At 60.2% G+C, this 22,939-nt stretch carries 25 protein-coding genes; 11 read left to right on the top strand and 14 right to left on the bottom strand.

The features are described 5' to 3' along the window. Positions 1–6 precede the first annotated feature (6 nt). The 4 genes from AC1DZU_RS04875 to AC1DZU_RS04890 all read left to right on the top strand — a co-directional run bounded on the left by AC1DZU_RS04875 (position 7) and on the right by AC1DZU_RS04890 (position 3,402). On the top strand, positions 7–441 hold the full coding sequence (locus AC1DZU_RS04875) for a VOC family protein (protein WP_477282289.1): 435 nt from the start codon (positions 7–9) through the stop codon (positions 439–441). Positions 442–625: 184 nt separating this feature from the next. Then, a complete protein-coding gene (locus AC1DZU_RS04880; RefSeq protein WP_477282291.1) occupies positions 626–1,393 on the top strand; it encodes an alpha/beta fold hydrolase in 768 nt (255 codons plus the stop codon). A gap of 363 nt (positions 1,394–1,756) precedes the next feature. Beyond that, positions 1,757–2,734 carry a DUF4331 family protein gene (locus AC1DZU_RS04885; protein ID WP_477282293.1) on the top strand — a complete coding sequence of 326 codons (978 nt, stop codon included), beginning with the start codon at positions 1,757–1,759 and terminating at the stop codon, positions 2,732–2,734. Positions 2,735–2,805: 71 nt separating this feature from the next. Then, the gene (locus AC1DZU_RS04890; protein WP_477282295.1) at positions 2,806–3,402 is read left to right on the top strand and encodes a HupE/UreJ family protein; all 597 of its coding nucleotides are present in this window, start codon (positions 2,806–2,808) and stop codon (positions 3,400–3,402) included. Between the two features lie 107 nt (positions 3,403–3,509). Here AC1DZU_RS04890 and AC1DZU_RS04895 read toward each other — a convergent pair whose 3' ends face one another. Then, positions 3,510–3,758, bottom strand: a complete 249-nt coding sequence (locus tag AC1DZU_RS04895; RefSeq protein ID WP_477283299.1) for a hypothetical protein — start codon at positions 3,756–3,758, stop codon at positions 3,510–3,512. Here AC1DZU_RS04895 and AC1DZU_RS04900 point away from each other — a divergent pair. Both AC1DZU_RS04900 and AC1DZU_RS04905 read left to right on the top strand, forming a co-directional pair. After that, complete coding sequence (locus tag AC1DZU_RS04900; protein WP_477283255.1) at positions 3,678–4,043, top strand: tautomerase family protein; 366 nt, start codon at positions 3,678–3,680, stop codon at positions 4,041–4,043. The genes AC1DZU_RS04895 and AC1DZU_RS04900 overlap by 81 nt on opposite strands. 357 nt (positions 4,044–4,400) lie before the next feature. Next, positions 4,401–4,817, top strand: coding sequence for an organic hydroperoxide resistance protein (locus tag AC1DZU_RS04905; RefSeq protein WP_477282297.1), 417 nt, complete (start codon positions 4,401–4,403; stop codon positions 4,815–4,817). Between the two features lie 314 nt (positions 4,818–5,131). On the opposite strand, the gene AC1DZU_RS04910 is transcribed toward AC1DZU_RS04905, so the two are convergent. From AC1DZU_RS04910 to AC1DZU_RS04955, 10 genes are all read right to left on the bottom strand, one after another. Further along, entirely contained in the window at positions 5,132–6,244 is a 1,113-nt protein-coding gene (locus tag AC1DZU_RS04910; protein WP_477282299.1) for an enolase C-terminal domain-like protein, read from the bottom strand. 112 nt (positions 6,245–6,356) lie between these two features. Further along, positions 6,357–6,977 (bottom strand): cysteine hydrolase family protein, encoded by a 621-nt coding sequence (locus AC1DZU_RS04915; protein ID WP_477282301.1) that lies wholly within the window; start codon positions 6,975–6,977, stop codon positions 6,357–6,359. A gap of 126 nt (positions 6,978–7,103) precedes the next feature. Then, on the bottom strand, positions 7,104–8,186 hold the full coding sequence (locus AC1DZU_RS04920) for an ABC transporter ATP-binding protein (RefSeq protein ID WP_477282303.1): 1,083 nt from the start codon (positions 8,184–8,186) through the stop codon (positions 7,104–7,106). After that, on the bottom strand, positions 8,186–10,294 hold the full coding sequence (locus AC1DZU_RS04925; RefSeq protein WP_477282305.1) for an ADP-ribosylglycohydrolase family protein: 2,109 nt from the start codon (positions 10,292–10,294) through the stop codon (positions 8,186–8,188). Before AC1DZU_RS04925 ends, AC1DZU_RS04920 begins: the two co-directional genes overlap by 1 nt. Before the next feature lie 31 nt (positions 10,295–10,325). Beyond that, positions 10,326–11,159, bottom strand: coding sequence for a carbohydrate ABC transporter permease (locus tag AC1DZU_RS04930; protein ID WP_477282307.1), 834 nt, complete (start codon positions 11,157–11,159; stop codon positions 10,326–10,328). Continuing rightward, a complete protein-coding gene (locus AC1DZU_RS04935) occupies positions 11,156–12,001 on the bottom strand; it encodes a carbohydrate ABC transporter permease (protein WP_477282309.1) in 846 nt (281 codons plus the stop codon). The genes AC1DZU_RS04930 and AC1DZU_RS04935 overlap by 4 nt, the downstream gene beginning before the upstream one ends. A 58-nt stretch (positions 12,002–12,059) precedes the next feature. Then, the gene (locus tag AC1DZU_RS04940) at positions 12,060–13,379 is read right to left on the bottom strand and encodes an ABC transporter substrate-binding protein (RefSeq protein ID WP_477282311.1); all 1,320 of its coding nucleotides are present in this window, start codon (positions 13,377–13,379) and stop codon (positions 12,060–12,062) included. A gap of 21 nt (positions 13,380–13,400) precedes the next feature. After that, a complete protein-coding gene (locus AC1DZU_RS04945) occupies positions 13,401–14,411 on the bottom strand; it encodes a LacI family DNA-binding transcriptional regulator (RefSeq protein ID WP_477283257.1) in 1,011 nt (336 codons plus the stop codon). A gap of 89 nt (positions 14,412–14,500) precedes the next feature. Beyond that, positions 14,501–15,700, bottom strand: a complete 1,200-nt coding sequence (locus AC1DZU_RS04950; RefSeq protein WP_477282313.1) for an adenylate/guanylate cyclase domain-containing protein — start codon at positions 15,698–15,700, stop codon at positions 14,501–14,503. 144 nt (positions 15,701–15,844) lie between these two features. Further along, complete coding sequence (locus AC1DZU_RS04955; RefSeq protein ID WP_477282315.1) at positions 15,845–16,795, bottom strand: alpha/beta fold hydrolase; 951 nt, start codon at positions 16,793–16,795, stop codon at positions 15,845–15,847. A gap of 437 nt (positions 16,796–17,232) precedes the next feature. On the opposite strand from AC1DZU_RS04955, the gene AC1DZU_RS04960 reads away from it, so the two are divergent. Beyond that, positions 17,233–17,493, top strand: a complete 261-nt coding sequence (locus AC1DZU_RS04960) for an XRE family transcriptional regulator (protein ID WP_477282317.1) — start codon at positions 17,233–17,235, stop codon at positions 17,491–17,493. Positions 17,494–17,606: 113 nt separating this feature from the next. Then, positions 17,607–18,584 (top strand): tyrosine-type recombinase/integrase, encoded by a 978-nt coding sequence (locus tag AC1DZU_RS04965; RefSeq protein WP_477282319.1) that lies wholly within the window; start codon positions 17,607–17,609, stop codon positions 18,582–18,584. A 44-nt stretch (positions 18,585–18,628) separates the two neighbouring features. Here AC1DZU_RS04965 and AC1DZU_RS04970 read toward each other — a convergent pair whose 3' ends face one another. Both AC1DZU_RS04970 and AC1DZU_RS04975 read right to left on the bottom strand, forming a co-directional pair. Further along, positions 18,629–19,348: a response regulator gene (locus AC1DZU_RS04970; protein WP_095090873.1), complete on the bottom strand. Its 720-nt coding sequence runs from the start codon at positions 19,346–19,348 to the stop codon at positions 18,629–18,631. Further along, entirely contained in the window at positions 19,335–19,868 is a 534-nt protein-coding gene (locus tag AC1DZU_RS04975; RefSeq protein WP_167392346.1) for a MarR family winged helix-turn-helix transcriptional regulator, read from the bottom strand. The genes AC1DZU_RS04970 and AC1DZU_RS04975 overlap by 14 nt, the downstream gene beginning before the upstream one ends. 248 nt (positions 19,869–20,116) lie before the next feature. Here AC1DZU_RS04975 and AC1DZU_RS04980 point away from each other — a divergent pair, with 248 nt between their 5' ends. From AC1DZU_RS04980 to AC1DZU_RS04990, 3 genes are all read left to right on the top strand, one after another. Then, positions 20,117–21,010, top strand: coding sequence for a branched-chain amino acid aminotransferase (locus AC1DZU_RS04980; protein ID WP_379100864.1), 894 nt, complete (start codon positions 20,117–20,119; stop codon positions 21,008–21,010). A gap of 145 nt (positions 21,011–21,155) precedes the next feature. Continuing rightward, positions 21,156–21,473, top strand: coding sequence for a hypothetical protein (locus AC1DZU_RS04985; RefSeq protein ID WP_095091700.1), 318 nt, complete (start codon positions 21,156–21,158; stop codon positions 21,471–21,473). Between the two features lie 139 nt (positions 21,474–21,612). Further along, a complete protein-coding gene (locus AC1DZU_RS04990; protein WP_477282321.1) occupies positions 21,613–22,251 on the top strand; it encodes an MBL fold metallo-hydrolase in 639 nt (212 codons plus the stop codon). A 122-nt stretch (positions 22,252–22,373) separates the two neighbouring features. Here AC1DZU_RS04990 and AC1DZU_RS04995 read toward each other — a convergent pair whose 3' ends face one another. Further along, positions 22,374–22,802 (bottom strand): BA14K family protein, encoded by a 429-nt coding sequence (locus tag AC1DZU_RS04995; RefSeq protein ID WP_477282323.1) that lies wholly within the window; start codon positions 22,800–22,802, stop codon positions 22,374–22,376. Positions 22,803–22,939: the final 137 nt, after the last annotated feature.

A 22,939-nucleotide genomic window follows, 5' to 3' on the forward strand; every position in this document is an offset into this window, starting at 1 on the left:
CTGCCTATGGCAGATGGAATCAGCACATGCGGTGTCGACCACATCGGGCTAAGCGTCCGTGACCTCGGGAGCACGCGGAAATTCTTTTGCGATTGTCTCGGATGGCGGATCGTCGGTGAGCGGGCGGACTATCCAGCGGTGTTCGTATCGGACGGACACGACGTCGTGACGCTTTGGCAGGTCGAAACGCCAATCAAAGCGATCCCGTTCGATCGGCGCGCCAACGTCGGGCTGCATCATCTGGCCCTCGCCGTTGTCGATCGGATCGGCCTCGATACTCTCTACGAACGCGTGTCGAATTGGCCTGGCGTCGTCGTCGAGTTTGGCCCGGAACCTTCGGGCGCCGGCCCCAAGGTCCATTTCATCGTGCAGGAGCCTAGCGGGGTACGGATCGAGTTTGCATTCGATCCTCGCCTCGAGGACTCACGCAAGGCGCGGTGATCCGGTTCAGGCAGCCCGAAGAAGAGGATCGTTTTTCAAACACCATCGATGAGCGCGGAATCCCGCTACGCCGGCGCGCGAATTCGATCAGCGACGACCCCGGTTGGCCATCACCGATCGATACAAGCTCGCCACCATGATGGCCATGCGAAACGGCGGGTAAATTGAAACACAGGAGACCCACATGTCCACACTACGAAAGAGCTTTGCCATTGCCCTGATGGTTGCCACGAGCGGCACCATGGCGCACGCCGCATCAACGCAGGCTGCGAAAGATATCGTCATTGTCCACGGCGCCCTGGTGGATGGCTCGGGCTGGCGGGCCGTCTACGACATCCTGTCCAAAGACGGGTTCCATGTCACCGTCGTGCAGGAGCCGCTCACGGGTCTGGCAGAGGATGTCGACGCCACCAAGCGCATCCTTGATCAGCAGACAGGGCCTGTCGTGCTGGTCGGTCACAGCTATGCCGGTTCGGTGATCACGGAGGCAGGTGCCGACCCGAAGGTCAGTGCGCTTGTCTATGTTGCCGCACTTCAACCCGATGTTGGGGAAGCCAGCGGGCAGCTTCTGTCGAAGTTCGCCGCCCCCAACGATGCCATGCGCGCCACCCCGGCCCCGGCAGCCGCCACGGGCAAGTATTTCTTCATGCAGCCGGCTCAGTTTGCTGCGACCTATGCCCAGGACGTCCCGGCATCGGACGCTCAGTTCCTGGCGGATTCACAGCAGCAACTCGCGGAGAAGGCTCTGGCGGCGCCTGTTTCCGTGGCGGCATGGAAAACCAAACCCAGCTTCGCCATCCTGACCACCCAGGATCACGTCGTGAGCCCGGAGCTTCAGCGCTGGATGTATCAGCGCTCGGGCGCCAAGGTCACCGAAGTGGCGGGAAGTCACGCTGTCTTCATCTCCCAGCCGGCCGCGGTCGCACGCGTGATCGAGGATGCCGCAAAGTAGACCGGTAGAACGCTGAACATCAGCGGATCATCCGACTCGTCTGCGGGCGCACATACTTTGCTGTTCGCCAAGAAGCGAAGTATGTGCGCGTGGTCCGGCTCGCTCGATGCGCCGCCACCGTTGCAAATGAACGCGATGACGCCGCGCCTGAAGCTATGAAGGCCGCGACGGGTGCCAACGGAATCGAACCCTACTTGCCCGTATCTTGTCCTGGCTTGAAGCCGGGATGGTGCCCGGCTCATGCGAAAGTATCGATGCGATCGACACCAAAGTATCGGAGATACCATTGTCCAATATGTTCAATTTCTGGGCGCTGCCAGTGTTTGCTCAACGCAAAAATTTGCAGCTGAGGAGCGTCTGAAGATGTCGCATCATTATTCAGGTCCCGATTTTGGGTTCCCACGCGGAGACGCCCGTCTCGACCTGACCGATCTATATGCCTTTCCCAAGCCGGGGGATGCCAACAAGTCAATCCTCATCATGAATGTGCATCCGTCCGCCACCGTGATCCATCCGCAGCCTACCACCACCGAGCCTTTTGCGCCCGACGCGCTCTATGAGCTCAAGATTGACACGAATGGCGATGCGGTTGCCGATATCGCGTATCGAGTAAGCGTTTCGTCCTTAGAAGGGGGCAATCAGATCGCCACCGTACGTCGCGTTGAAGGTGTGCTCGCAGCAGGAACTGCCGACGGCGGACAGGTTGTCGTTCGCGACGCGCCAGTCTCGGAAGGCCGGGATGCGCAGATAACGGAAGCCGGCGACTACCGGTTTTTCGCGGGCTGGCGAAGCGATCCGTTTTTCTTCGACACGTTGGGTGCAGTGAATGATCTGCAGTTCACTGGAGCTGATTTCTTCTTGGACAAGGATGTATGCAGCATCGCGCTGGAAGTGCCTAATTCTGTACTGGGGTCCAAACCGGTTGGGCTGTGGGCCCGCACTTTGGCGAAGGACAGCACGGGTTGGGTGCAGGTCGAACGCGGCGCGCGCCCCCAGCAGGCAGTCTTCCTGCCCGGTGACCAGAAAGAGGCCTATCTCGCGGGCGAGCCTGCAGACGATGCCCGGTTCGTAAAGGTGTTCGCACATGCGCTTGAGCACACCGGTGGATATTGGCCAGATGAAGCAGAGCGGGTGGCGATGACTTTGCTGCCGGACATTCTGCATTATGACCCGACAAAGCCCGCGTGCTTTCCGAAAAATGGCAGGACACTCACTGATGACGCAGTCGATGTGTTCATAGCTATTCTCACGAACGGCAAGGTGGCGGGGGATATGGTCGGCCCGCACAGCGATCTGCTTGTCGAGTTCCCCTATTTGGGGCCGCCGCATGTCGCCTACTGATGAACGCGAGTGTTGTTCTTTCCCCAGGCAGACGGGCTACGACCCATCAAACGTTTTATAAGGAGAATGCGATGCGATTGATCCTGATTTGGATAGTTCTAACCGTGGCATTCGTGGTTCCGGCCTCGGCTCATCCCAATATCGGCTCTGCCGTCTCCTTTACCGCAGGCGTGGACCATCCGTTCAGCGGCCTCGATCACATCACGGCCATGGTGGCGGTCGGCCTGTGGGCCGCTGTCAAAGGCAACCGCGCACTCTGGATATGGCCGTTGACCTTCGTCGTGATCATGCTGATCGGCGGTGCGTTTGGCTTGGCGCATATCGCCCTGCCGTTTGTCGAGCCAGGCATCCTTGCTTCGGTCGTCGTGCTCGGGGTCATGGTGGCGTTGGCCATAGAGCCGCCGACATGGGTCGGCGCCGTGATCATCGGTGTTTTCGCGCTGCTACACGGTCATGCTCACGGAACTGAGGTGCCCGATACCGTGAATGGGCTCGGATACTTCGCGGGGTTTGCGCTCGCCACCGCCATTTTGCATGCAGTTGGCATCGGTCTGGCGCTCGCTTTGCAGCGCGGCGTCAGATCCGGTCAATCGCCTCGCTGGTTCGGTCTGCTTCGCCATCGGCGTGGGCTTGGGCGCAGGAGTTCTTTGAACCGAGGCACGGGGTGATTTCTTGCGTCCAACGAGACTGGTCAGAACTACGGCAGGATCGCGATGTTATGCGCAGGACTGCGGAACGCAAGAACTGTCGACCGAGCAACCGGACGAACAGAATATCAGGTCCAGAAATAAATGAGAATGTATTTGCCGGTCTGAGCCATGCCCCTAGAGGTCGTCTGCCCTTGCAGGTGTCGACTGTTGGCATCGGCCATGCCGCCGCCTGGAGTACAACTATGCCCTTTCTCCGCTTCGATCTCATCGAAGGCCGCACCGATCAGGAACTCGTGACGCTGCTCGATGCGGCCCATCGCGTTGTGCTTCGCACCTTCCATGTGCCAAAAGGTGACCGGTATCAGATCGTTCACGAGCACAAGCCCAGCCGGGTTAGGATCGAGGACACAGGCCTCGGCATTCCTCGCTCGGACAAAGTTGTCTCCCTTCAGATTACGACCCGTCGGCGGACCACCGAGGAAAAAACTGCTTTCTATCGCGAACTTTGCTCGGAGCTCCAAGTAGCGTGCATCGTTGCGCCTACGGACGTTATCGTAAGCTTCGTCGAGAACACCGACGAGGACTGGTCTTTCGGACTTGGCCGGGCCCAATTCCTCACCGGCGAATTAGAGGGCTCGAAACCGAACTCGAAACGATGACCGCGCTTCTTTCCTCCATCCTCAAGACTGTCCGCTTGAGGTGACTGCCCTCGTCGACATTTCAGCTGTGCTCGCCGTCCCTATGCTGGAAGCGGTGCAATGCCTATGGCCGCGCGGCTGGAACGGAAGACCCGGGCCATCGAGAGTTTACTGGCATCAGACGGCCTGGTCCTTTTGCTTGCGACGGCCGCGGCGCGGATTGTTCGACCGTGCCGTATCCGACGAGGCGCACGTTACCGGCAACCACTTTCCGTTTCCGGTCGTCGGCACGATCGTCCCGGACGATGTGGGCTACACCTTCGTGCCCACTGCATAACTAGGCCAACTGCATAACCACGAAAGACGAGTGAGAACGATATGAATCGACTTGAGAAAGTGCTGTACACGGCTAGAGTCCACACAACTGGCGGGCGCTCAGGTATGTCGCGTAGTTCGGACGGCCGCCTTGAGGTCAGCCTGTCACGGCCGGGCAGCCCCGGTACGGGCACCAATCCAGAGCAACTCCTGGCGGCCGGCTGGTCCGCATGTTTCCAGTCGGCGATGGAGTTCGCCGCGCGGAACATGAAGATCGTGTTGCCGGCCGATCACGCGGTCGACGCCGAGATCGATCTTGGTCCCGAAGGTGGCGCCTTCAGCCTTGCGGCTCGCATTTACGTGAGCCTGCCGGGGATGGAGCGCGCGGCGGCGCAGCGTCTCGTGGACGCGGCTCATCAGGTGTGTCCCTTTTCGCGAGCAACAGACAGGAACATCGCCGTCGAAACGACGCTGGTCTGAGGCCGCTCCGATGCGAGCAGGCAGTGACCGGCTGATAAGCTGTCCACACAGCTGGAGGTAATGGCCATGATCTATGAATTGCGAATTTACCGTTGCGTGCCGGGCGGCGCGACTCTTAAGTCCGAAAAGGTGCAGGCGACGCCAATGCCAACGTGCCGGCCCAGTCCGGCCGGCCGCTAGTTCCAGCAAAATGCTCGGGCGACAACAAAGAGCGGTGGGCTTGGCCCGCCGCTCTGTTTTTGCACGACGGATGCTCGACGCTTTGACGATTATCGTAGGCGCCCCTGGATGAGAATGAGGCGATCTAGTAGTCGTTACAGCATCTCCAAGACTGCTAGTCGCTTTTCGTCCCAAGAAAGCCCGGCGCCGGGTCGATCGGATGGGATAGCCATACCGTCCAGGATCTGCAAAGGCTCCTCTAGCAGAGCGTCTGCCCAATCGACATATTCGAGGAAATGGGCTCCGGGGGTAGCGCACAGCAGCTGTGCGCTGATCTCCGGCATCAGATGCGACGAGATTTCGACATCGGCGGCCCGCGCGATCGCCGCCGCCTGCATCCATCCGGTAACGCCGCCGATGCGGGCGACGTCCGGCATGACGCAGTCGCAGGCACCGGCCTCGAGCGCCTGGCTCATACTTAGCGGGCCATTGAAATTTTCACCGATCTGGACGGGCGTCCGCAGTTCACGAGCGAGCCGGGCGTAGTTGCGGTAGTCCTCGTGAGCGATCGGTTCTTCAAGCCAGAGGATATCGTGCTCGTCGAGGGCATGTCCTCGTCTTAGCGCCTCGGCCGTCGTCAAGGCTTGGTTATAATCGACCACGATTGAGACCGCCGGGCCGACACGACGGCGTACGGCGTCGAGCGCCGACAGATCTTCGGTGAGCGAAGGATGGCCCAAGCGTAACTTGAGCGCCCACAGCCCTTTCGCTAGCAATCTCTCCGCCTCATCGGCAAGTTCGGCAGGCGCCATCAACCCGAGACCCCGACTGTCGTAGGCCGACAGCGGCTTCAGAGAGCCACCGAGCAGACAGGCAAGCGGTTGACCGAGGGATTGGGCGAGCGCATCCCAGAATGCCATGTCAATCGCAGAGAGTGCCATCCTAACGGTGCCCGTCACACCGAGTAGCGAAAAGCGCCGTTGCAGCAGCAGAGCAAGATCGAGCGACGTCGTTGGCTTGCCTCGCACGAGATCCACCGCTTCCTGGATATGCCCGGCAATGGCACGAGCGCCCGATGGGGTATAGCAAAATAGATATGTGCGTCCGGTTGTGCCTTCCTCCGTCTCAAGGTCGACCATCAGCATCGGCACTGCCCGAATGATGGCAGCGCTCGTCCCTAGCGTAAAGGTTAGCGGGACGCGCACGGCGCGAGTACGTACATTGCGCAGGCTTAGACGGACTGGGGCGCCGATCAGCGGTGGGGTCATCAGCGATCTCCTGTATCTCGGGCTCAAGGCGATGTGGCCGGCCGTCGCACACCTTCTTCCGCACAAAGGTCAGAATAGGTTCGAACTCGGTTGGGCCGCCTTAGGCGAAATCTCATTGATGTCCGCTGCGCCCGTCGGCTGACGCAGTGACGTTGTATTCCGTTTCGATCTCTTGCGTTGTCATGACCTTGATCTGATCGGGCAGGCGAGGGGCGAGCCGCTCGAGAACCAGGCGGTGGGCCTGCTCGTCCGGGCTTGCGAGCGCGTCTGAGGCGAGCACCACCGAATAACCAAGATCGATCGCCGCCAAGGCGCTTGAATAGACGCAGACATCGGTTTCAATACCGGACAAAATCAGCGTCTCGATATTCGCGCTTCGCAATCTATCATCGAGATCCGGTGCGGAGAAAATCGAATATCCTAGCTTATCGAACACCTGGTCCAGATGGGCCAGCGCAGCGAGCGGCTCGACCAGGTTCGTAAGCGATGGGTCGAGCACTCTTCCGGTGATCATCGACCAACGGCGGTAAAACACTTTCCAGTTTCCGTGAGCCGATTCCGAATCGAAGGGCACTGAAAAGCGCGCATAGAGTGTCTGCTCACGCAGAGCCGTGCAAAGCCGCAGGACGTTGGGCAAAATGGCCATGACGATCGGCGAATGCCAAGCAGTTTCTTCGGCAACCAGCCGCTGCATGTCGATGACGATGTGTCTGAACCTGCCGAAGTGAAACACGGTGGCTTGTTCCTTTGGACCTGGTTAACGCTGCCGGGCACGCCGGCATCGCCGGTTTGGACATTTGGCGATGGCTGCCGTTCGTCGCTCGCCTGCATTGACTCGGGTTCAGCCGCGTCTGGCTCCTCACGCCGTCAGGCGATTGATCCGCCGGCCGGATTCGTCAAACAGACATACCCGATCCACCTGCGGTGCCAGCCAGATGGTCTCATCGGGGCTGATGCTCACGCGGTCTTGAGAGAGCGTCACGATCGTTTGGTTGCCGATGGTCGCGGTGATCTGGGTTTCAGAACCGAGCGGCTCAACGACCACGACAGTCGCTGGCAAGCCCGTACCATCGCTCGATAGTTTCACATATTGCGGCCGGATCCCGTAGACCGCTTTGACGCCGTTTGTCCTCGCCATGCCGTCGGGCAGGGGGAGGGCACCTGCATCGTCCAACTCGAAAACGGACCGACCCTCGATCGTGTTGAAATGTCCGTTCAGCAGGTTCATCGAGGGTGATCCAATGAAGCCGGCGACGAAGACGCTTTGTGGATCGTCAAACAAATCCAGCGGGCGGCCAACCTGTTCGATGTTGCCCCCATTCATGACGACGATGCGATCCGCCATGGTCATGGCTTCGACCTGATCGTGCGTGACATACACAATTGTCGTGGCAAGGCGTCGGTGCAAGCTTTTGATTTCTGCCCGCATGGCGCCACGCAACTTCGCATCGAGGTTGGACAGCGGCTCGTCGAAAAGGAAGACTTGGGGCTTGCGGACAATCGAGCGCCCCATCGCCACGCGTTGGCGCTGGCCTCCAGAAAGCTGCCGCGGATAGCGATCGAGCAGCGGGCTAAGGCCAAGGATCTGGGCAGCCTCCGCGACGCGTTTGCGCTTGTCCGCCGCCGGCGCGCCGGCAAGGGTCATTGAAAACGCCATGTTCTCCGCTACCGTCATATGCGGATACAGGGCGTAGTTCTGGAACACCATGGAGATGTCCCGTTCCTTTGGAGGCAGGTCATTGACGACCCGGCCCGCGATGCTGATCGTGCCGCCGGAGATGCTTTCCAGCCCGGCGATCATGCGCAAGAGAGTGGACTTGCCGCAGCCTGACGGGCCTACCAGGACGACGAATTCGCCGTCGGCTATGGCAATCGAAACACCATGCAGGATGTCAACGTTGCCGTATGCTTTCCGAACCTGTTCGATGGAAACGTTTGCCATCAGACGGCCCTGACTCTGATCTCGTTGGAGGAAAGTGCGCCTTCATGGACGATGAGCCCGATGCCGCCGTCCCTGAACGCGTCGGCACCGCCGTCCTCTGCGGAAAGGGAGACGCCATCGGCCTCAAAGGTGATGCGATTGCCGTTCGCGGTCACCTTCATCGCGACGTTTCGTTCGAATTCGGTGGCGAATGCAGTTTCGGCCAGGACTGTTGTATCCTCGTCGCGTACCTTGACGATCTGCATCTTGCCGTTACGGGTGACGCGTGCGCCGTAGTAACGGCGCAGGCCTTGAACCCGAATGGCAAGACCTCCGTAGTTGCCAAGGTGCAGCATGACATCGCCGGCGGCCTGATAGTCTCTCCACTGACGGGTTCCGTGGATGATGATCCCTTCACCGATGGCCTGAGAAATCCGGAACGCTGAAGGGAACCGCTTGGAAAAGAAGCTCGCCCCGTTCACCCAGGCCATGCGCCAGAAATCACAATCTCCATCCGGACGTTTGAGCGTCACGTCGGGAGCTCCATCCCACCGTACATAGTCGACAACGAGCACGCCGTCGGCGCGCCGTTCGGCAGTCGCCACGGCAAGGCCGATTTCGGCAATCGGCTGGCCTCCGGTGTCGGGCAATGTCCATTCCAGGACCACCTCGCCGCCCGGAGGGACAGTGACCGAGGCGCCGTCGATGTCGCGCAACTCGTCTCGTTCATTGAAAACCCGAATGCGCAGTCGGGCCTCGACCGCACCACGATTGGCATCCTGTGCCTTGACGCGCGTCTTGACGGTCTGTCCCGGATAGAGGAGGGGGCTCGCCATGAGATCATAAGTGCGCATCTCCAGCACCTCTCTTGACGAGAAGGTGGGACTTGAAACTGCGGCGACCTGTGTCGGACCCAGCGCCTGGTACTCGATCGCCAGCGCGCGATGGCCTTCGAACTCGATATTGCCAACGTGGACCCTACCAGGGACCGGAACCCCTTCCTGCGGCCGGAAGCCCTGCTGGCTGCCGGGAAGTGAGAAGTGGAACTGGGCACCATCTTTTGGAGCGGGCATTGATTGCCTGCCGGCCAATTGCAGGCCGAGATTGACAAGGAAATAGGTCTGACGAACCGCATCGTTGATCGAGTTGCCCCCGTCAGCCGACGAAATCAGCATGCGATCCGCAATCGGCCCGCGGAAATCCGGACCCTCCTCAAGACCCTCCAGGCCGTTCATTATTCCAAGCAGGCAGCCGACATTGCCAGCATTGCAATCTGTATCCCAACCGGACGTGTTCACGATCATCTGCGCCTTTTGGAAATCCTGCGGCGCATAAAGGACCGCCATGATCATCAAGGCATGGTTGGGTACCACGTGGCAGTTACCGGGGTACTTGTCGTAGCCGTACTGGTCCTCGATCCTCTGGCGGGTATCGCGCCAATCAAGATGGGTTTTGTGCCACGCGCGGACGTCACCAATCAGCTTGGCAATCAGGCAATTGGATGGGATCTGCCTGAGGCCAACATCGATCAGATGGTCGATATCGGAGGACGAGAACGCCTCAGCCTCCATGGCGGCCCAAAGCATGGCCGCATAGACGGACTCGCCGTCGTGGCTGACCCTGCCTGCCTGCTCTGCCAGCCTAGCGGCCAATTCAGGCTGTCGCGGGGCGACCATTGCCCAGCCGTCGATGAAGATCTGAGCGCCGATCTGTTCGGCAACCGCCTGGCCGTTGAGGGCCATCGAGCCAGATCGTGGAGCGGCAACGCCCTTCTTGAGATTGAGCCACGCGGTATGCTCGGTTGAATTGCCGTTGCCGCCCCACCACAGGATCGAACGCTCTTCAACGATGTAGTTGAGCCAGGCCTTCCCGATTTCCGCTGCCGAGAGATCGGCCCTCGCCCCGTAGTCCTCAAGCGCGCGAACGAAGGTGAAGGTGCCGGCGACATCGTCATCTGTCACAACAAGAGGCTGCTTCAGGCGGTCATGCACATAGAACTCGATCGGACCGAGCTCCTTCATGATCCTCTGGTAGGTCCAGCCTTCGAAAGGCCGACCAAGATAGACGCCGATCAGTTTTCCAAGAACGCCCGCATAGACGCGTTCAAGATAGTCGTTGGGAAGCTGCATCTTTTACTCCATGTGACCCACAGGTGCCTGCTCAGCCCTTGACCGACCCACCCGCCATGCCCTCAATGAATCGCTTCTGCATGGCGACAAACAGCACCACGACTGGAACAACGATGATGAGGGCCGCGGCCATGATCTCTCCCCAGTCGGAACTGTACTGGCCAGAGAGCAGATAGAAGGCGATGACGGCGGTGACGTTTTCCTGCTTCTGCAGGAACGTGGTGGCGATAAGGAACTCGTTCCAGGAATTGAGACCGATGATCAGCGCCACGGTCAGGATCCCAGGAGAAACGATCGGCAGCATGACCCGCCAAAAGACCTGCCAGTGCGTGGCGCCGTCGACGATCGCGGCCTCCTCGAGCTCCTTCGGAACGGCGATGAAATAGGTTCTCAGCAACATCACCGCGAAGGGGCTGTAAAGCGCGGTGTAGATCAGCGCGACGCCGAAGATGCTGTTTATCAACCCGAGCTTTGCGAAGCCGAAATAGAGCGGGAAGATATAGAGCTGGATGGGCGCCGTGGTGGTGGCAAGAAGATAGAAAGTGATGATCTTCCACGACTTGATTTTGCGTCTTGCCAGCACGTACGCCGTCAGCGACGACGTCGTGCAGACCAGAACTATCGTCGTCCCGGTGATGACAATGGAGTTCAGAAACGTCGTTGAGAATCTCGCGTGGCTCCACGCGTTGGTGAAGTTCTGCCAGCGGATCGTCTCTGGCAGCGCCAGGGGATTCTGGACGATCTGCGCGGCTGGCTTCAGCGAGTTCAAGATCAGCAGTGCGATCGGAAACAGCGCAATGAAGGCGAATACGCCGAGCAGAGCGTAGGATATGGTCAGCGTCAGGCGGCTTTCGACAAGGCTCATTGTTCGCCCTCTCGCGTCTGAATGCGGACGTAGAAATAGGTGCCGACGAGACCAAAGAAGCTAATGACGAGGGCGGCTGCCGCGGCCTGTCCGACATTTAGGTCATAGAATGCCTTGCGGTAGGCCAGCGTCGACATCAGTTCGCTTGAGAAGGCCGGCCCGCCCTGTGTCATGATGTAGACGAAGTCGAAGGCAAGGAATGACCAGATCACGGTCATGATCATCATCAAGGTGATGGTCGGCCAGATGCCGGGCAACAGCACATAGCGCATCATCTGAAAATACGTCGCGCCCTCAATTCGCGCTGCCTCGATCTGTTCCTGCGGGACCTGACGAAGGGCGGCGAAAAAGATGACGCACAGAAAACCCCACCAATGCCATAGATCGACAGTCGCCACACCGAGCAGCGAAACCGCCGGCTGGGTAAGGGGGTTGGGAATGGCAAGTCCGTACTTTTTCAGAATGCCAAACACCCCGGTTACCGGGCTGTAGATCATGCCCTGCCAGACGCGCGCGGTAATAGCCGTCGCGATTACGACGGGCAAAAAATAGACGACCTGGAAGAAGTTGCTGCCGCGACGGGCAATGAGCAGCATCGATGCCGCAAGCAGGCCCATTACGATCGGAATTGTCAGGAAGACTAATGTCCAGATGATGTTGTTGCCGAGGGATGTCCAGAAGACCCGATCCGCCGCCAATGCACGGAAATTGTCAAAGCCCGCGAAGGTGGGGGCCGATATCCCGTCCCATTGGAAGAACGCCAGCACAACCGTCAGCAGCGCCGGGATGAAAACGATAACGGCGTTGATAATCATCGTTGGGACGACATAGAGCCGATGCATGGAGCCTCCTGCTGAGAAAGTGACGGCGCGAAGTCGCGCCGCCCGACTGCCCTTCACGTCAGCTGCGCGGCGGGATGGTCGGCACCTTGCCTTCATCCTTCTCCTTCTTGAACGTCTCATCGAGCTTCTTCAGGAAGTCGGCCGTGGAGGTTTTCTTGAGCCAGACTTCCTCCATGCCGCTGACAAGGTAGGTGTCGGTGGCCGGCGGAAGGAACGTCCAGGTCGTGTAGCCGTAGTTGCCAGCGCCGACCGCGGCCGCAAGCTGCTTCATCGTTTCGGTGTAGAGCGGCAGCACGTTGTCGGCGAGCTTGACCTTCGAAAGATCCGCCAACGGCAGGTTCCACTCACCCTGCCAGACGGAATTCATCTCGCTGTAGAATTTATCGGAAAGCATGTAGTCGAGGACGGCGGCCGCGCCATCGGGGTTGGCCGACTTGGCGTTGACCGAAAGGGTAGAGCCGATGCCCAATGGGAATATCGGATCGCCTGAGGCGCTAGGGAAGCCGACAAATGCCGGTTCTGCATTGGCGGGCGGGAAATAGGTCGGGACGTTGGTAAAGCTCCAGGTCCCGGTGGGCGCGATGCCCGCCTGGCCCGTCGCGAGCTGCGCAAAACTCTGCTCAAGGGTCAGCGAGAAGTAGTTTTCGCCATAGTAGCCTTTGTCCCACCAGTGCGCCAATTTGTCGATTGCGGCAACGAACGCGGGATCTGTCCACGGGATGGCGCCGGTCAGCGCCTTGAAGACGTTTTGGGGTCCCGCAATGGAGTTGACAGCGATTGAGAAATGCCACTCGTTGGCCGGGCGCCAGTCGGCATTGCCAGCGGCGAAGGGAACCATGTTCTTGCCCTTCATTTCGTCAGCCAGGGCCTCGAGTTCGGCTATCGTCGTCGGCGCCTTCCATTTGTTGGCCGCAAAGAGCGTCTTGTTGTAGAAGAGGCCCAGTGTCTCGTAGGTCTTGGCGAGAGCGTAGAGCTTGCCATCATTGCGTCCGAGATCGAGGAAAAGCGGCAGCACGCGCTTATTCCAGCCAAGCTTGTCCGCATAGTCGTCTAGTGCCAGAAGCTGTCCCGCTTCCGCCATGGCTGCGACATAGCTTGGGCCTGCGGTGAAGACGACGTCGGGACCGGTCCCCGAGAGCATCGCGACCCGCAACTGCTTATCGAGATCGGAGCCGCGGACATCGACACTGAGAAGTTGATCGGGATGGGCGGCGTTGAACGGTTCGACCAGAAGCTTCTGGAGCGCTTCCTGATTTTCCGGAGACGCCGATTCGTACCAGAAGCTGATCTGCTTCTGATCGGCGGCAAATCCTAGGCGAGGCATTAGCGGAATGCTCGCCAGACCAAGCCCGGCCTTCAAGAGAGTGCGACGCTTCATGTTTGGTTCCTCCACTTGTTATCAGCAGGCCTTTGTCGAGCCACGCTGGATTAGGTTGAATGGCATTTCCATCGCGGTACCCGGTCCGGTTTTAGCGCCACGCAGCCGCTCCATCAGCGTTTGCGCGGCAAGCTCGCCCATCTGCCACTGAAACTGCGCCACAGTGGTGAGGGACGGCGTGACCAGCCTCGCGGCCGGGATGTCGTCGAACCCGACGACCGCAATGTCGCGAGGGATCTCGATGCCGCGCTCTCGAAGTGCGTGCATTGCACCGATCGCCATGAGATCGTTCGCTGCAAAGATGGCGGTCGGGGCGAAAGCGCCGGCAAGAATTGCTTCCGTCGCACGTGTTCCACCGCGTTCGGAAAATTCTTCATCGATCACGACATGCTCTTCGTACCCCGCCTTTGCGAGAGCGGCGCGGTAGCCTTCGATGCGCTGAAGTTGGGGACCTCGCCGACCAGCAACCATGGCGATCCGACGATGCCCCTGTTGAATCAACTGCTCGGTGGCCGCCAAGGCCGCCAACTGGCTGTCCACGAAAATGTCGTCAACCGGAATGTTTCCTCCGACCTTGCGCGAGGATTCGATGCGAACAACCGGTACGCCGGCTTCAGCCAAGGGTCTGAAGTCCGTTGCTCGAAGGGTGAAGAAGACACCGATGACGCCATCGACACGACCTTGCCGGGCCCAGTCGAGAAAGTGACGCTCACGCTCCACCAGACCATCGGTATTGACGGCTATTAGGTCGTAGTTGACCTCGTCCGTAACGGACTGAATCCCTCTGATCAATGCAGGATAAAACGGATTGGTGATATCCGGGACGATACACGCGACAGTCATGGATCTGCTGGTCTTGAGCGCTTGTGCAAAGCGGTTTGGGACATATCCAAGGTCCTTGGCTGCTTTAGTGATTCGATCCCAAGTCTCTTGCGGGATCGAGGCGCTGGCGCCGCTGAGCACGATCGAAACCGTGGCTTGGGAGACGCCGGCCGCTCGGGCAACATCCTTTTGAGTGGCGCGAGATCCCAGGAAATTCGCCGTTCATACGTATTAATGATACGTATAACTAACCCTCTCGCGCACACATGTCAAGCGCGGAAGAGCGGGCACCTCCCCCATCACCCGTGATACGCAAACAGCTCGATTGGGTCGCTGAAGCCGCGTACCGGATATTCGCCGACGCGTTCGAGGTCGAAATCGCTGTTGACCAAGTCGGCGAACGCGCGGGACAGCAGCACCGTTCGCCCCAGTTGTTTGGTGAGGGTTTCGAGACGCGAAGCCATGTTGACCGCCGGACCGATGACCGTGAAGTCGAGGCGGGTGCGCGACCCGATATTGCCGTACATGACGTCTCCGACGTGGACACCGGTGCCGTAGTTCAGCGACACACGACCGGTCTGGCGGTTCCTTTCGTTCAAGGCCACGATTGCCTGACGGGCTTCGGCGACGGCATGCAGCAGATTTGCACAGGCGGACGGATCGCTGAGCGGAAAAATGGCGAGCAGACCGTCGCCGATGAATTTCAGAATTTCCCCGCCATGGCGCGCAATCGGCTCCGACATCGCGTCGAAATAGTCGTTCAGAAGATCAATCACGTCATCGCGCGGCCAGTTATCGGAGATCCGGGTGAAGTCACGCAGATCGCAGATCATGATAGCGGCGCGTATCGTTGTCCCGCTCCCACGCCTGGTGGCTCCAGCCAGAACGAGTTCACCGGAACGCGCCCCAACGTAGGTTTCGAGCAGCGTCTGCGCCAGCCGGTTCTTCATACGGATTTCGCTGACCAGCGCCAGAACCGGCAACAGTTTCAACAGGGTGGCGACATCCGCGTCGTCGAAACCCCCGGGCCGATCTGTTGCAAAAGCCACCATATGCCGCTTGCCGAGCGTATGGTACAGCGGCCATGCCACATAGTCGGTGAGGCCTTTTGCCCGCAACCCGTCGTAGACGGCGTGCTTGCGGCCGAGCGCGGGATCACGCTCCAGATTCTCGCGCACCTCGGAAGCCCCGTCGTTGATTTCGTTGGCGGGACTGCCGGTGAATTCGGGAAGCTCCCTGACATCGTAGTCGACCCTCCTAAGTTCGGCCTCGCGCATGCCGTCGGCCCACATGATCCGGGAGCCGATCCATTGCGGGTGGAGGATCATGACATAAAGCGTCGCCCGCTTGACCGGAATGCCCGCTCGCTGGAGCCGGAGACACAGTTCAGCGAAAATATTGTCAAGGAAGCGCTCGTCGCGAGTGTCGTTTGCGAGCCAGTGCAGAACGTGACTGTCAGAATGTGCGGTGACGTGTTCGATGTTTGGCGGCGTGCTCATATGTTACTCTCAAACGGTGACCTGGATCCGCACGGAGCGGCCAGAAGTCACGGCAAATCCCATTGCTAGCGGGGGGGCTGCGGCGCCGGTTGGACCCAGCCCCCGCAGCGGGGCTGTGGCCCGAGCGAAGGCGCGTTACCGGACTTAGTGTGCTGCGAGGAAGTCCTTCACGGCGGCGATCGTCGCCGTAGGCGCTTCGTCCATCAGCCAGTGGCCGGCGTTCGGCACGATGACTTCCTGCACGTTCGTCGCCGCGTTGCGCATCTGGATCGCTACATTGGCGCCGAAGGCCTTCTCGGCGCCAATGGCGAGCACGGGCATCGTCAGCTTCGTCTCCATAGCCCTGAGGTTGTCGGCCGCGTCCTTCTGGTCGATTGCGAGGAACTGGGCGAACGCGGAATGCATCGCGCCGGGCCTGGCGTAGAGCGCGGTGTAGTGGCGGCGGGTCGCCTTGTCGATCTTCGACGGATCGCCGGCGAACTCGTTCCAGAAGCGGTCGAGGTAGATGCGCTCGCGGCCGGCGACCAGGCGCTCGGCGTCCGGGCCACCGAAGTTGAAGTGCCACAACGCAGGCAGTCGCACAATCTTGTCCCACGGCGGGATGCCGGGCACCGGCGAGTCTATTACGACCAGGCGGGTTGTCTTGTCGGGATAGCGCGCCGCGTAGGCATAGGCGACCATCACGCCGATGTCGTGGCCCACAATGTCGGCGCGGTCGATGTCGAGCTTGTCGAGGACGGCGCGGATGTCGCCAGCTTGCGTCCACTTGTCGTAGCCGCCGGCAGGGTGCGAGGAAAGGCCCATGCCGCGCAGGTCGGGCACGACAACGGTGTGGTCCTTCGCGAGCGCAGCTGCCATCGGCGACCACATGTCGCCGGTTTCGCCGAAGCCGTGGATCAGCACGACCGCAGGCCCGTGGCCACCGACGCGGACGTTGATCGTCGCGTCGGCGTTTACCACCCGCGAGCTGTGGAAGTCTGCCGGGAAGGGCGTGAGCGCGTGCGCCGGCAGAGCGCCCAGCACCAGGCTGGCGGCGAGGCCGGCCGCCAGTCGGCGGAAGTGGCGGGAGAACGTGGACCAAACGGTTACGGACATCTTCGGCTCCTCAAGGTGGGGACGGGCATCCCGGATTCGAGGACTTTCCTCAGATGCTCTATTCTAGGTATCTGGCGTCATTGAAGTTGAAGCAATGATACAAAGGTGTTGGTCATCAAGCGCCCGTCGGTCGGATGGACCCAAGTGGGAGAACCCACATTATGCGCACCCGGGCGATTGGTCGCATCGCCTGATGGAACAGATCGCAGCGCCGCTTCCGGGCGCAGCCTATCATTTAACCGCTAATCATGGGTGCAACTTCGTCCCTGCTGTCAAGCGATGCCCACCAAGAGGATGGTCGCTGGGCCCGATCTGTGAGTTTTGGCTAACCAGTATTGCTACTACCTCACCGTAACCTGAAGTTGGCTTCTACGGTTCCCATTTTCAGTTCACGGCAGAGATAGTGCTATATCGTTAGGTAGAAGGAGCATTCTGCCATGATGATCACCTGCGGGCTTATACACGCCTTGCCGCCATCGGACCGCCGCATCTTTGGCCGTCCCGAAGCCGCCAGCTTCGTGGGGGCTAGCGTCGGCTATTTCGACAAGTTGGTGCGGGCCGGCATCATGCCACCGCCATTACCGCTTCCTGGCGTAAAGCGCTGGGATGTCCGCGCACTCGAGCGGGCGGTTGACTGCCTGAGCGGGATTTCCGACTCTCAGGATACCGACAACGAGTGGGATCGGCTTGTTCAATGAAGTGTAAGCTGCCCAAGCATGTCAAAGCCTTCATCGATCGAACCGGCCGGTCGCGGCGCTATTTCAGACACTCGAACACCACGCTGCCAGGTCTTCCATACTCGACGGAGTTCATGGATGCCTACAGCGCGGCCCTAAATGCATGGGAAGCGGGCAGGGCCGCGCCAACGACTATGATCGGTGCCGATCGCATACAGCCCGGCACATTTGAGGCACTGATCCTTTCCTACTACGGCAGCGCAGATTTCAGAAATCTAGCCAAGGCGAGTCAAAAGACATATCGGAACGCCCTCGAACGCCTTCGCCTTACCTATGGCACTGCTTCGGTCGCCAAGCTTGAGCGCAACCATGTCCTCAAGATGATGGACAAGAAGGCTGGACACCCAGGCGCGGCCAACGAACTGCTGAAGATGATGAAGCTCCTGATGGGGCGAGCCATCGATATGGGGATGCGAAAGGATGATCCGACGATCCGTATACGGCGCTTGAAAATCAAGTCGGGCGGATTCATCACTTGGGAGGAGGAGGACATTGTCGCGTTCTACGCGGCGCACCCAGAGGGCACCCGTGCCCGGCTTGCCCTTGATCTCCTGCTGTTCACTGGCCAGCGGCGTTCGGATGTGATTGGCATGGGTAGGCAGCACGTCAAGAACGATGTCCTTTCCATTAGGCAGCAGAAGACGGGCACGGCCGTCTCGATCCCGCTCCATGCATACCTCAAGGGCACGCTCGATGCCCGGCCACAGGACAACCTCACGTATCTCCTGACGCAATACGACAAGCCCTTCCAGCCCGAGTCTTTCACTAACTGGTTCCGGGTCTGTGTCCGCGAGGCTGGGCTGCGCGAGGATCTAGCAAGCGGTGCTATGGGCCTTTCGCCGCATGGTCTAAGGAAGGCATGTAGTCGACGCCTTGCCCAAGCAGGCTGCACGCCGCACCAGAACAAGGCGATCACCGGTCACAAAAAGCTCGATGAGATCGTTCGCTACACGGAGGCCGTAGATCAGATGCGCCTTGCGCATGAGGCGATCAATTCCATCGCCGAGCACGGAGCAGGAACAAAAACTGTCAAACCAGGCTGCTTGGTTTGACAGTTTTAGCTGCAAGTTATTGAAAATGCTTAGTAGCGAAACCGCTATTCCACACTGAGCCGATACCCAATACCGCGCACGGTCTGCAGCCACACCGGATTGGACGGATCGCGCTCGATCTTGCGGCGCAGCCGGTTGATCTGGACGTCGATGGTGCGCTCGCCGACTTCCGAATCGTCGCCGACAAGCTCGTGGCGGGGGATCGTCTCACCTGCTCGCGCGGCGAAGATCGCCAGGATCTCCTGCTCGCGGTCTGTCAGCTTCAGCGCCTCGCCGCCGCGCTTCAATTCGCGCCTGGCTATCTGGAACGTGTAAGGGCCGAAGACCAGTTGCTCGACCTTCGGCGTTGTCGCCGGACCGCCGCGGCGCAGGATGTTGTTGATGCGCAGGATCAGCTCGCGCGGATCGAAGGGTTTCGGCAGATAGTCGTCGGCGCCGGCTTCGAGGCCGGTGATGCGGCTATCGGTTTCCGACAGCGCCGTCAGCATCAGGATCGGCACGTTCTTTTCGGCGCGCAGCGACTTGGTCAGGTCGACGCCCGTTTCACCGGGCATCATCACGTCGAGGATCAGAAGATCGAAGTCGAGGCCGGCAAGCTTGCGCCGGGCTTCGCCGGCATTGCCGGCGACGGTGACGCGAAAGCCGTTTTCGGTCAGATACTGCTTGAGAAGATTGCGGATGCGGGTGTCGTCGTCGACGACGAGCAAATGCGGCGCGTCGTCGTCCGGTGCGGCCGCATGATCGACCCTTTCAGTGCTCTCCATGGCTTTTCCCTGACATTTTTGCGGACCCAACGTCGATCTGCGCTCTCAGCTCCGGATTGACCATCGCTTCGAGGAACCGTTCAACCAGGGTCCGTTCGGTTATCCCGGAATCTCCCAATGCAGCATGGATGCGGCGCGACTGTGGCCGCGCCAGCGCCAGCGCCAGCGCGCGGCCCTTGGCTGTCGGATAAAGTTCGCGCTGGCGGCGGTCACGAGGGCCTTGCAACTGCACGACATGGTCGGTGTCGATCAATTGCTTGAGCACCCGCGCCAGGCTCTGCTTGGTGATCTTCAGCACGTCGAGCAGTTCGGCAACCGTCAGGCCCGGCCTGCGGTTGACGAAATGCAGCACCCGGTGGTGGGCTCGGCCGAAGCCATAATCGGCCAGGATCTGATCCGGATCGGAGGTGAAGTCCCGATAGGCGAAGAAAAGCAGTTCGATGATGGCGAAGTCGATGCCGTCCTCGTCGGTGATCGCCGTCCTGATCGGTTTCCCGGCTGCGTGGCTTCGATCCGTCATCATTTCTCCGCTTGAAAGAGAGATTATGTCAGTACTATTGACGTAATTTCCCTGCAATGGTAATTTTTGACAAGCTTTTGGGCGGATTGCGAACGAAAAGGCAAGAGAGGCCGGTTTTTCCGGAACTTTCTGAGTTTGCCAGAGCGCAATTATCCGCCTACGCTCCAGCATAAAGGCCGCTTTGCGCGGCCGACACGAAACACACAACGATACAACACTATGCGGGCTGCCGCCCGCGGGAGGTTACCATGGCATCCGTTCCCTTCGATCAACTGGACGGCTTCATCTGGATGAACGGCGCGTTCGTCCAATGGGGTGACGCCAAGATCCACGTGCTGACCCATGGGCTGCACTACGCCAGCGCCGTCTTCGAGGGCGAGCGCGCCTATGGCGGTGAGATCTTCAAGCTCAACGAACACACCGAGCGCCTGCATGAATCGGCGCGCTTGCTCGGTTTCAAGATTCCCTATTCGGTGGCCGAGCTCAACGACGCTTCCACCACGCTTTTGAAGAAGCAGGGTTTCCAGGACGCCTATGTCCGGCCGATCGCCTGGCGCGGCAGTGAACAGATGGGCGTTTCAGCGCAGAACAACCGCATCAACTGCGCCATCGCCATCTGGCAGTGGCCGAGCTATTTCGATCCGGCGCAGAAGCTGAAAGGCATCCGCCTGGACGTGGCGGAATGGCGCCGGCCCGACCCGCGCACGGCGCCGTCCAAGTCGAAGGCCGCCGGCCTCTACATGATCTGCACCATGTCCAAGCACGCCGCCGAAGCCAAGGGCTATGCCGATGCCATGATGCTCGACTGGCGTGGTCAGGTCGCGGAAGCGACCGGCGCCAACATCTTCTTCGTCAAGGAAGGCAAGATCCATACGCCCAAGCCTGACTGCTTCCTGGACGGCATCACCCGCCGCACGGTCATTGGCCTGGCCAAGGATCGCGGTCTGGAAGTGATCGAACGCGCCATCATGCCGGAAGAACTCGAGGGCTTCGAGCAGTGCTTCCTGACCGGGACGGCAGCGGAAGTAACGCCGGTTTCGGAGATCGGACCTTACCGATTCGAGGTCGGTGAAATCGCCAAGAACCTTATGAATGACTATTCTGCAGCGGTTCAGCCCAAGCACGCGATCGCGGCAGAATAACGAAAGTCACAGCTTTTCGAGCAAGCAGGGGCGGTTTTGAGGCCGCCCCTTTTATTTAAGCGTTTCTGCATTTGACTTTCGTCCAATTCGGCGTCTCATGATGCTGTCGGCCCGGAAGGCTGGCAGCTATGGAGGGACTAATCTTATGGACATGAACACGCTTCTTCCGATCATTGTACAGGTGATTACGGGTATCATCGGTGGTCAGGCGGTCGGTGCGGCGCTCAAGACGGCGGCGTTGGGTCAGCTTCCCAAAATCCTGGGCGGAGCCATTGGCGGCGTCGGCGGTGCGGCGATCCTCGGCAGCCTGCTTGGTGGCGGCGCGGTCGATCCGGCGGCCGCGGCAGCAGCAACGAGCGGTCTCGGCAGCGCGCTGAACCTCAACAACATCGTCGGCGGTGCCGGCGGCGGCGCGATCTTGACCGGCATTCTCGGCGCAGTCATGGGTGCCATGAAGAAGTAAGCTATTCGGTCTAAGCGTTTCAAATGGGCGGCTTCGGCCGCCCATTTTCGTTTTCGGAGCGACTGACCGTTCGTCTGTCGAGGGGTGGACGCCCTTCGCCCGCGCCTTTACATCACGCTGGAATAGCGAAAGGACGATCATGGGTCAGCTCAATGCCGGCATCGTGCCGGTCACACCGTTCCAGCAGAATTGCACCATCCTGTTCGACATGGACGACAAGCAGGGTGTCGTCGTCGATCCGGGCGGCGACATCGACAAGGTGCTGGCGGTGCTGAAGGACAACGCGATATCAGCCGGGGCGATCTGGATAACGCATGGCCATATCGACCATGCCGGCGGCGCCGTGGAGTTGAAGGAGGCGCTCGGCGTCGAGATCATCGGCCCGCATGAGGCCGACAAGTCATTGCTCGACAATCTGGAAAACCAGGGCAGGCGGTACGGTATCGCCGGCGCGCGCAACTGCGTGCCCGACCGGTTCCTGACAGAAGGCGAGACCGTGTCGTTCGGCTCGCATGTGTTCGAGGTGTTGCATTGCCCCGGCCATGCGCCTGGCCATGTCGTCTACTACAACCGCGTGGCCAAGTTCGCCCATGTCGGCGACGTGCTGTTTCGCGGCTCGGTCGGCCGCACCGACCTGCCGGGCGGCGACCACGCGGCGCTGATCGCCTCGATCAAGGACAAGCTCCTGCCGCTCGGCGACGACATTGGCTTCATCTGCGGCCATGGTCCCGGCGGACGCTTCGGCGAGGAGCGGCGCACCAACCCGTTCCTGGTTTAGCCAGGGTGTGCTGATATTCGCACCGCGGGGGCCTCATTTCGGGGCGTCAAATCGTAGAGCCAAAACAAAAAGCGCCGACCTTGCGGTCGGCGCTTTTGTTTGGGGCAGGGAAGCCCTTGGTCTTAGTTCGCCGTGCAGAAATGCTGTTCGCCGTCATTGCCGGTGAACGTGCCGGTGCGGGCATTGAAGGTACGGTAGCGGTCCGAGCAATAGTCGTACCAGTCACGCGTCCAGGGCTGAGCGTAGCCTTCATTGTAGACGACCCTCGGTTCTGCATAGTAGCGGCGCACCGGTGCCGGGCGGACCACGACGTCACGCTCGTAGTAACCGTCATCGTAGTAGCGGTCAGCATAGGGCCGGGGCTGGTCATTGGCCAACGCACCACCGATCAGCGCGCCGGCCGCGAGTCCGAGGACGCCGGCGGCGATTGCATCGCCGTTGCCATGATGGCCGTGATGGCGCCACTCATCCGCGTTGGCAGCGGGCAAGGTCGCGAACGTGGTGGCGACCACGGCAGCGGACAGGACAGCGGTCTTGAAAATTCGATTCATGTCGGTCTCCTTCGTACCGGCCCGCGCAAGTTTCGGGGGATGCAGTCCGGCTTTACCAAAGACTAATATACGACCATGGCTGAACGGGGGCTGAACGGATTTCGACGCGCAATATCAAAACATGCGTCAAAGACCCC

Source organism: Mesorhizobium sp. P2_A12, from assembly GCF_056405075.1.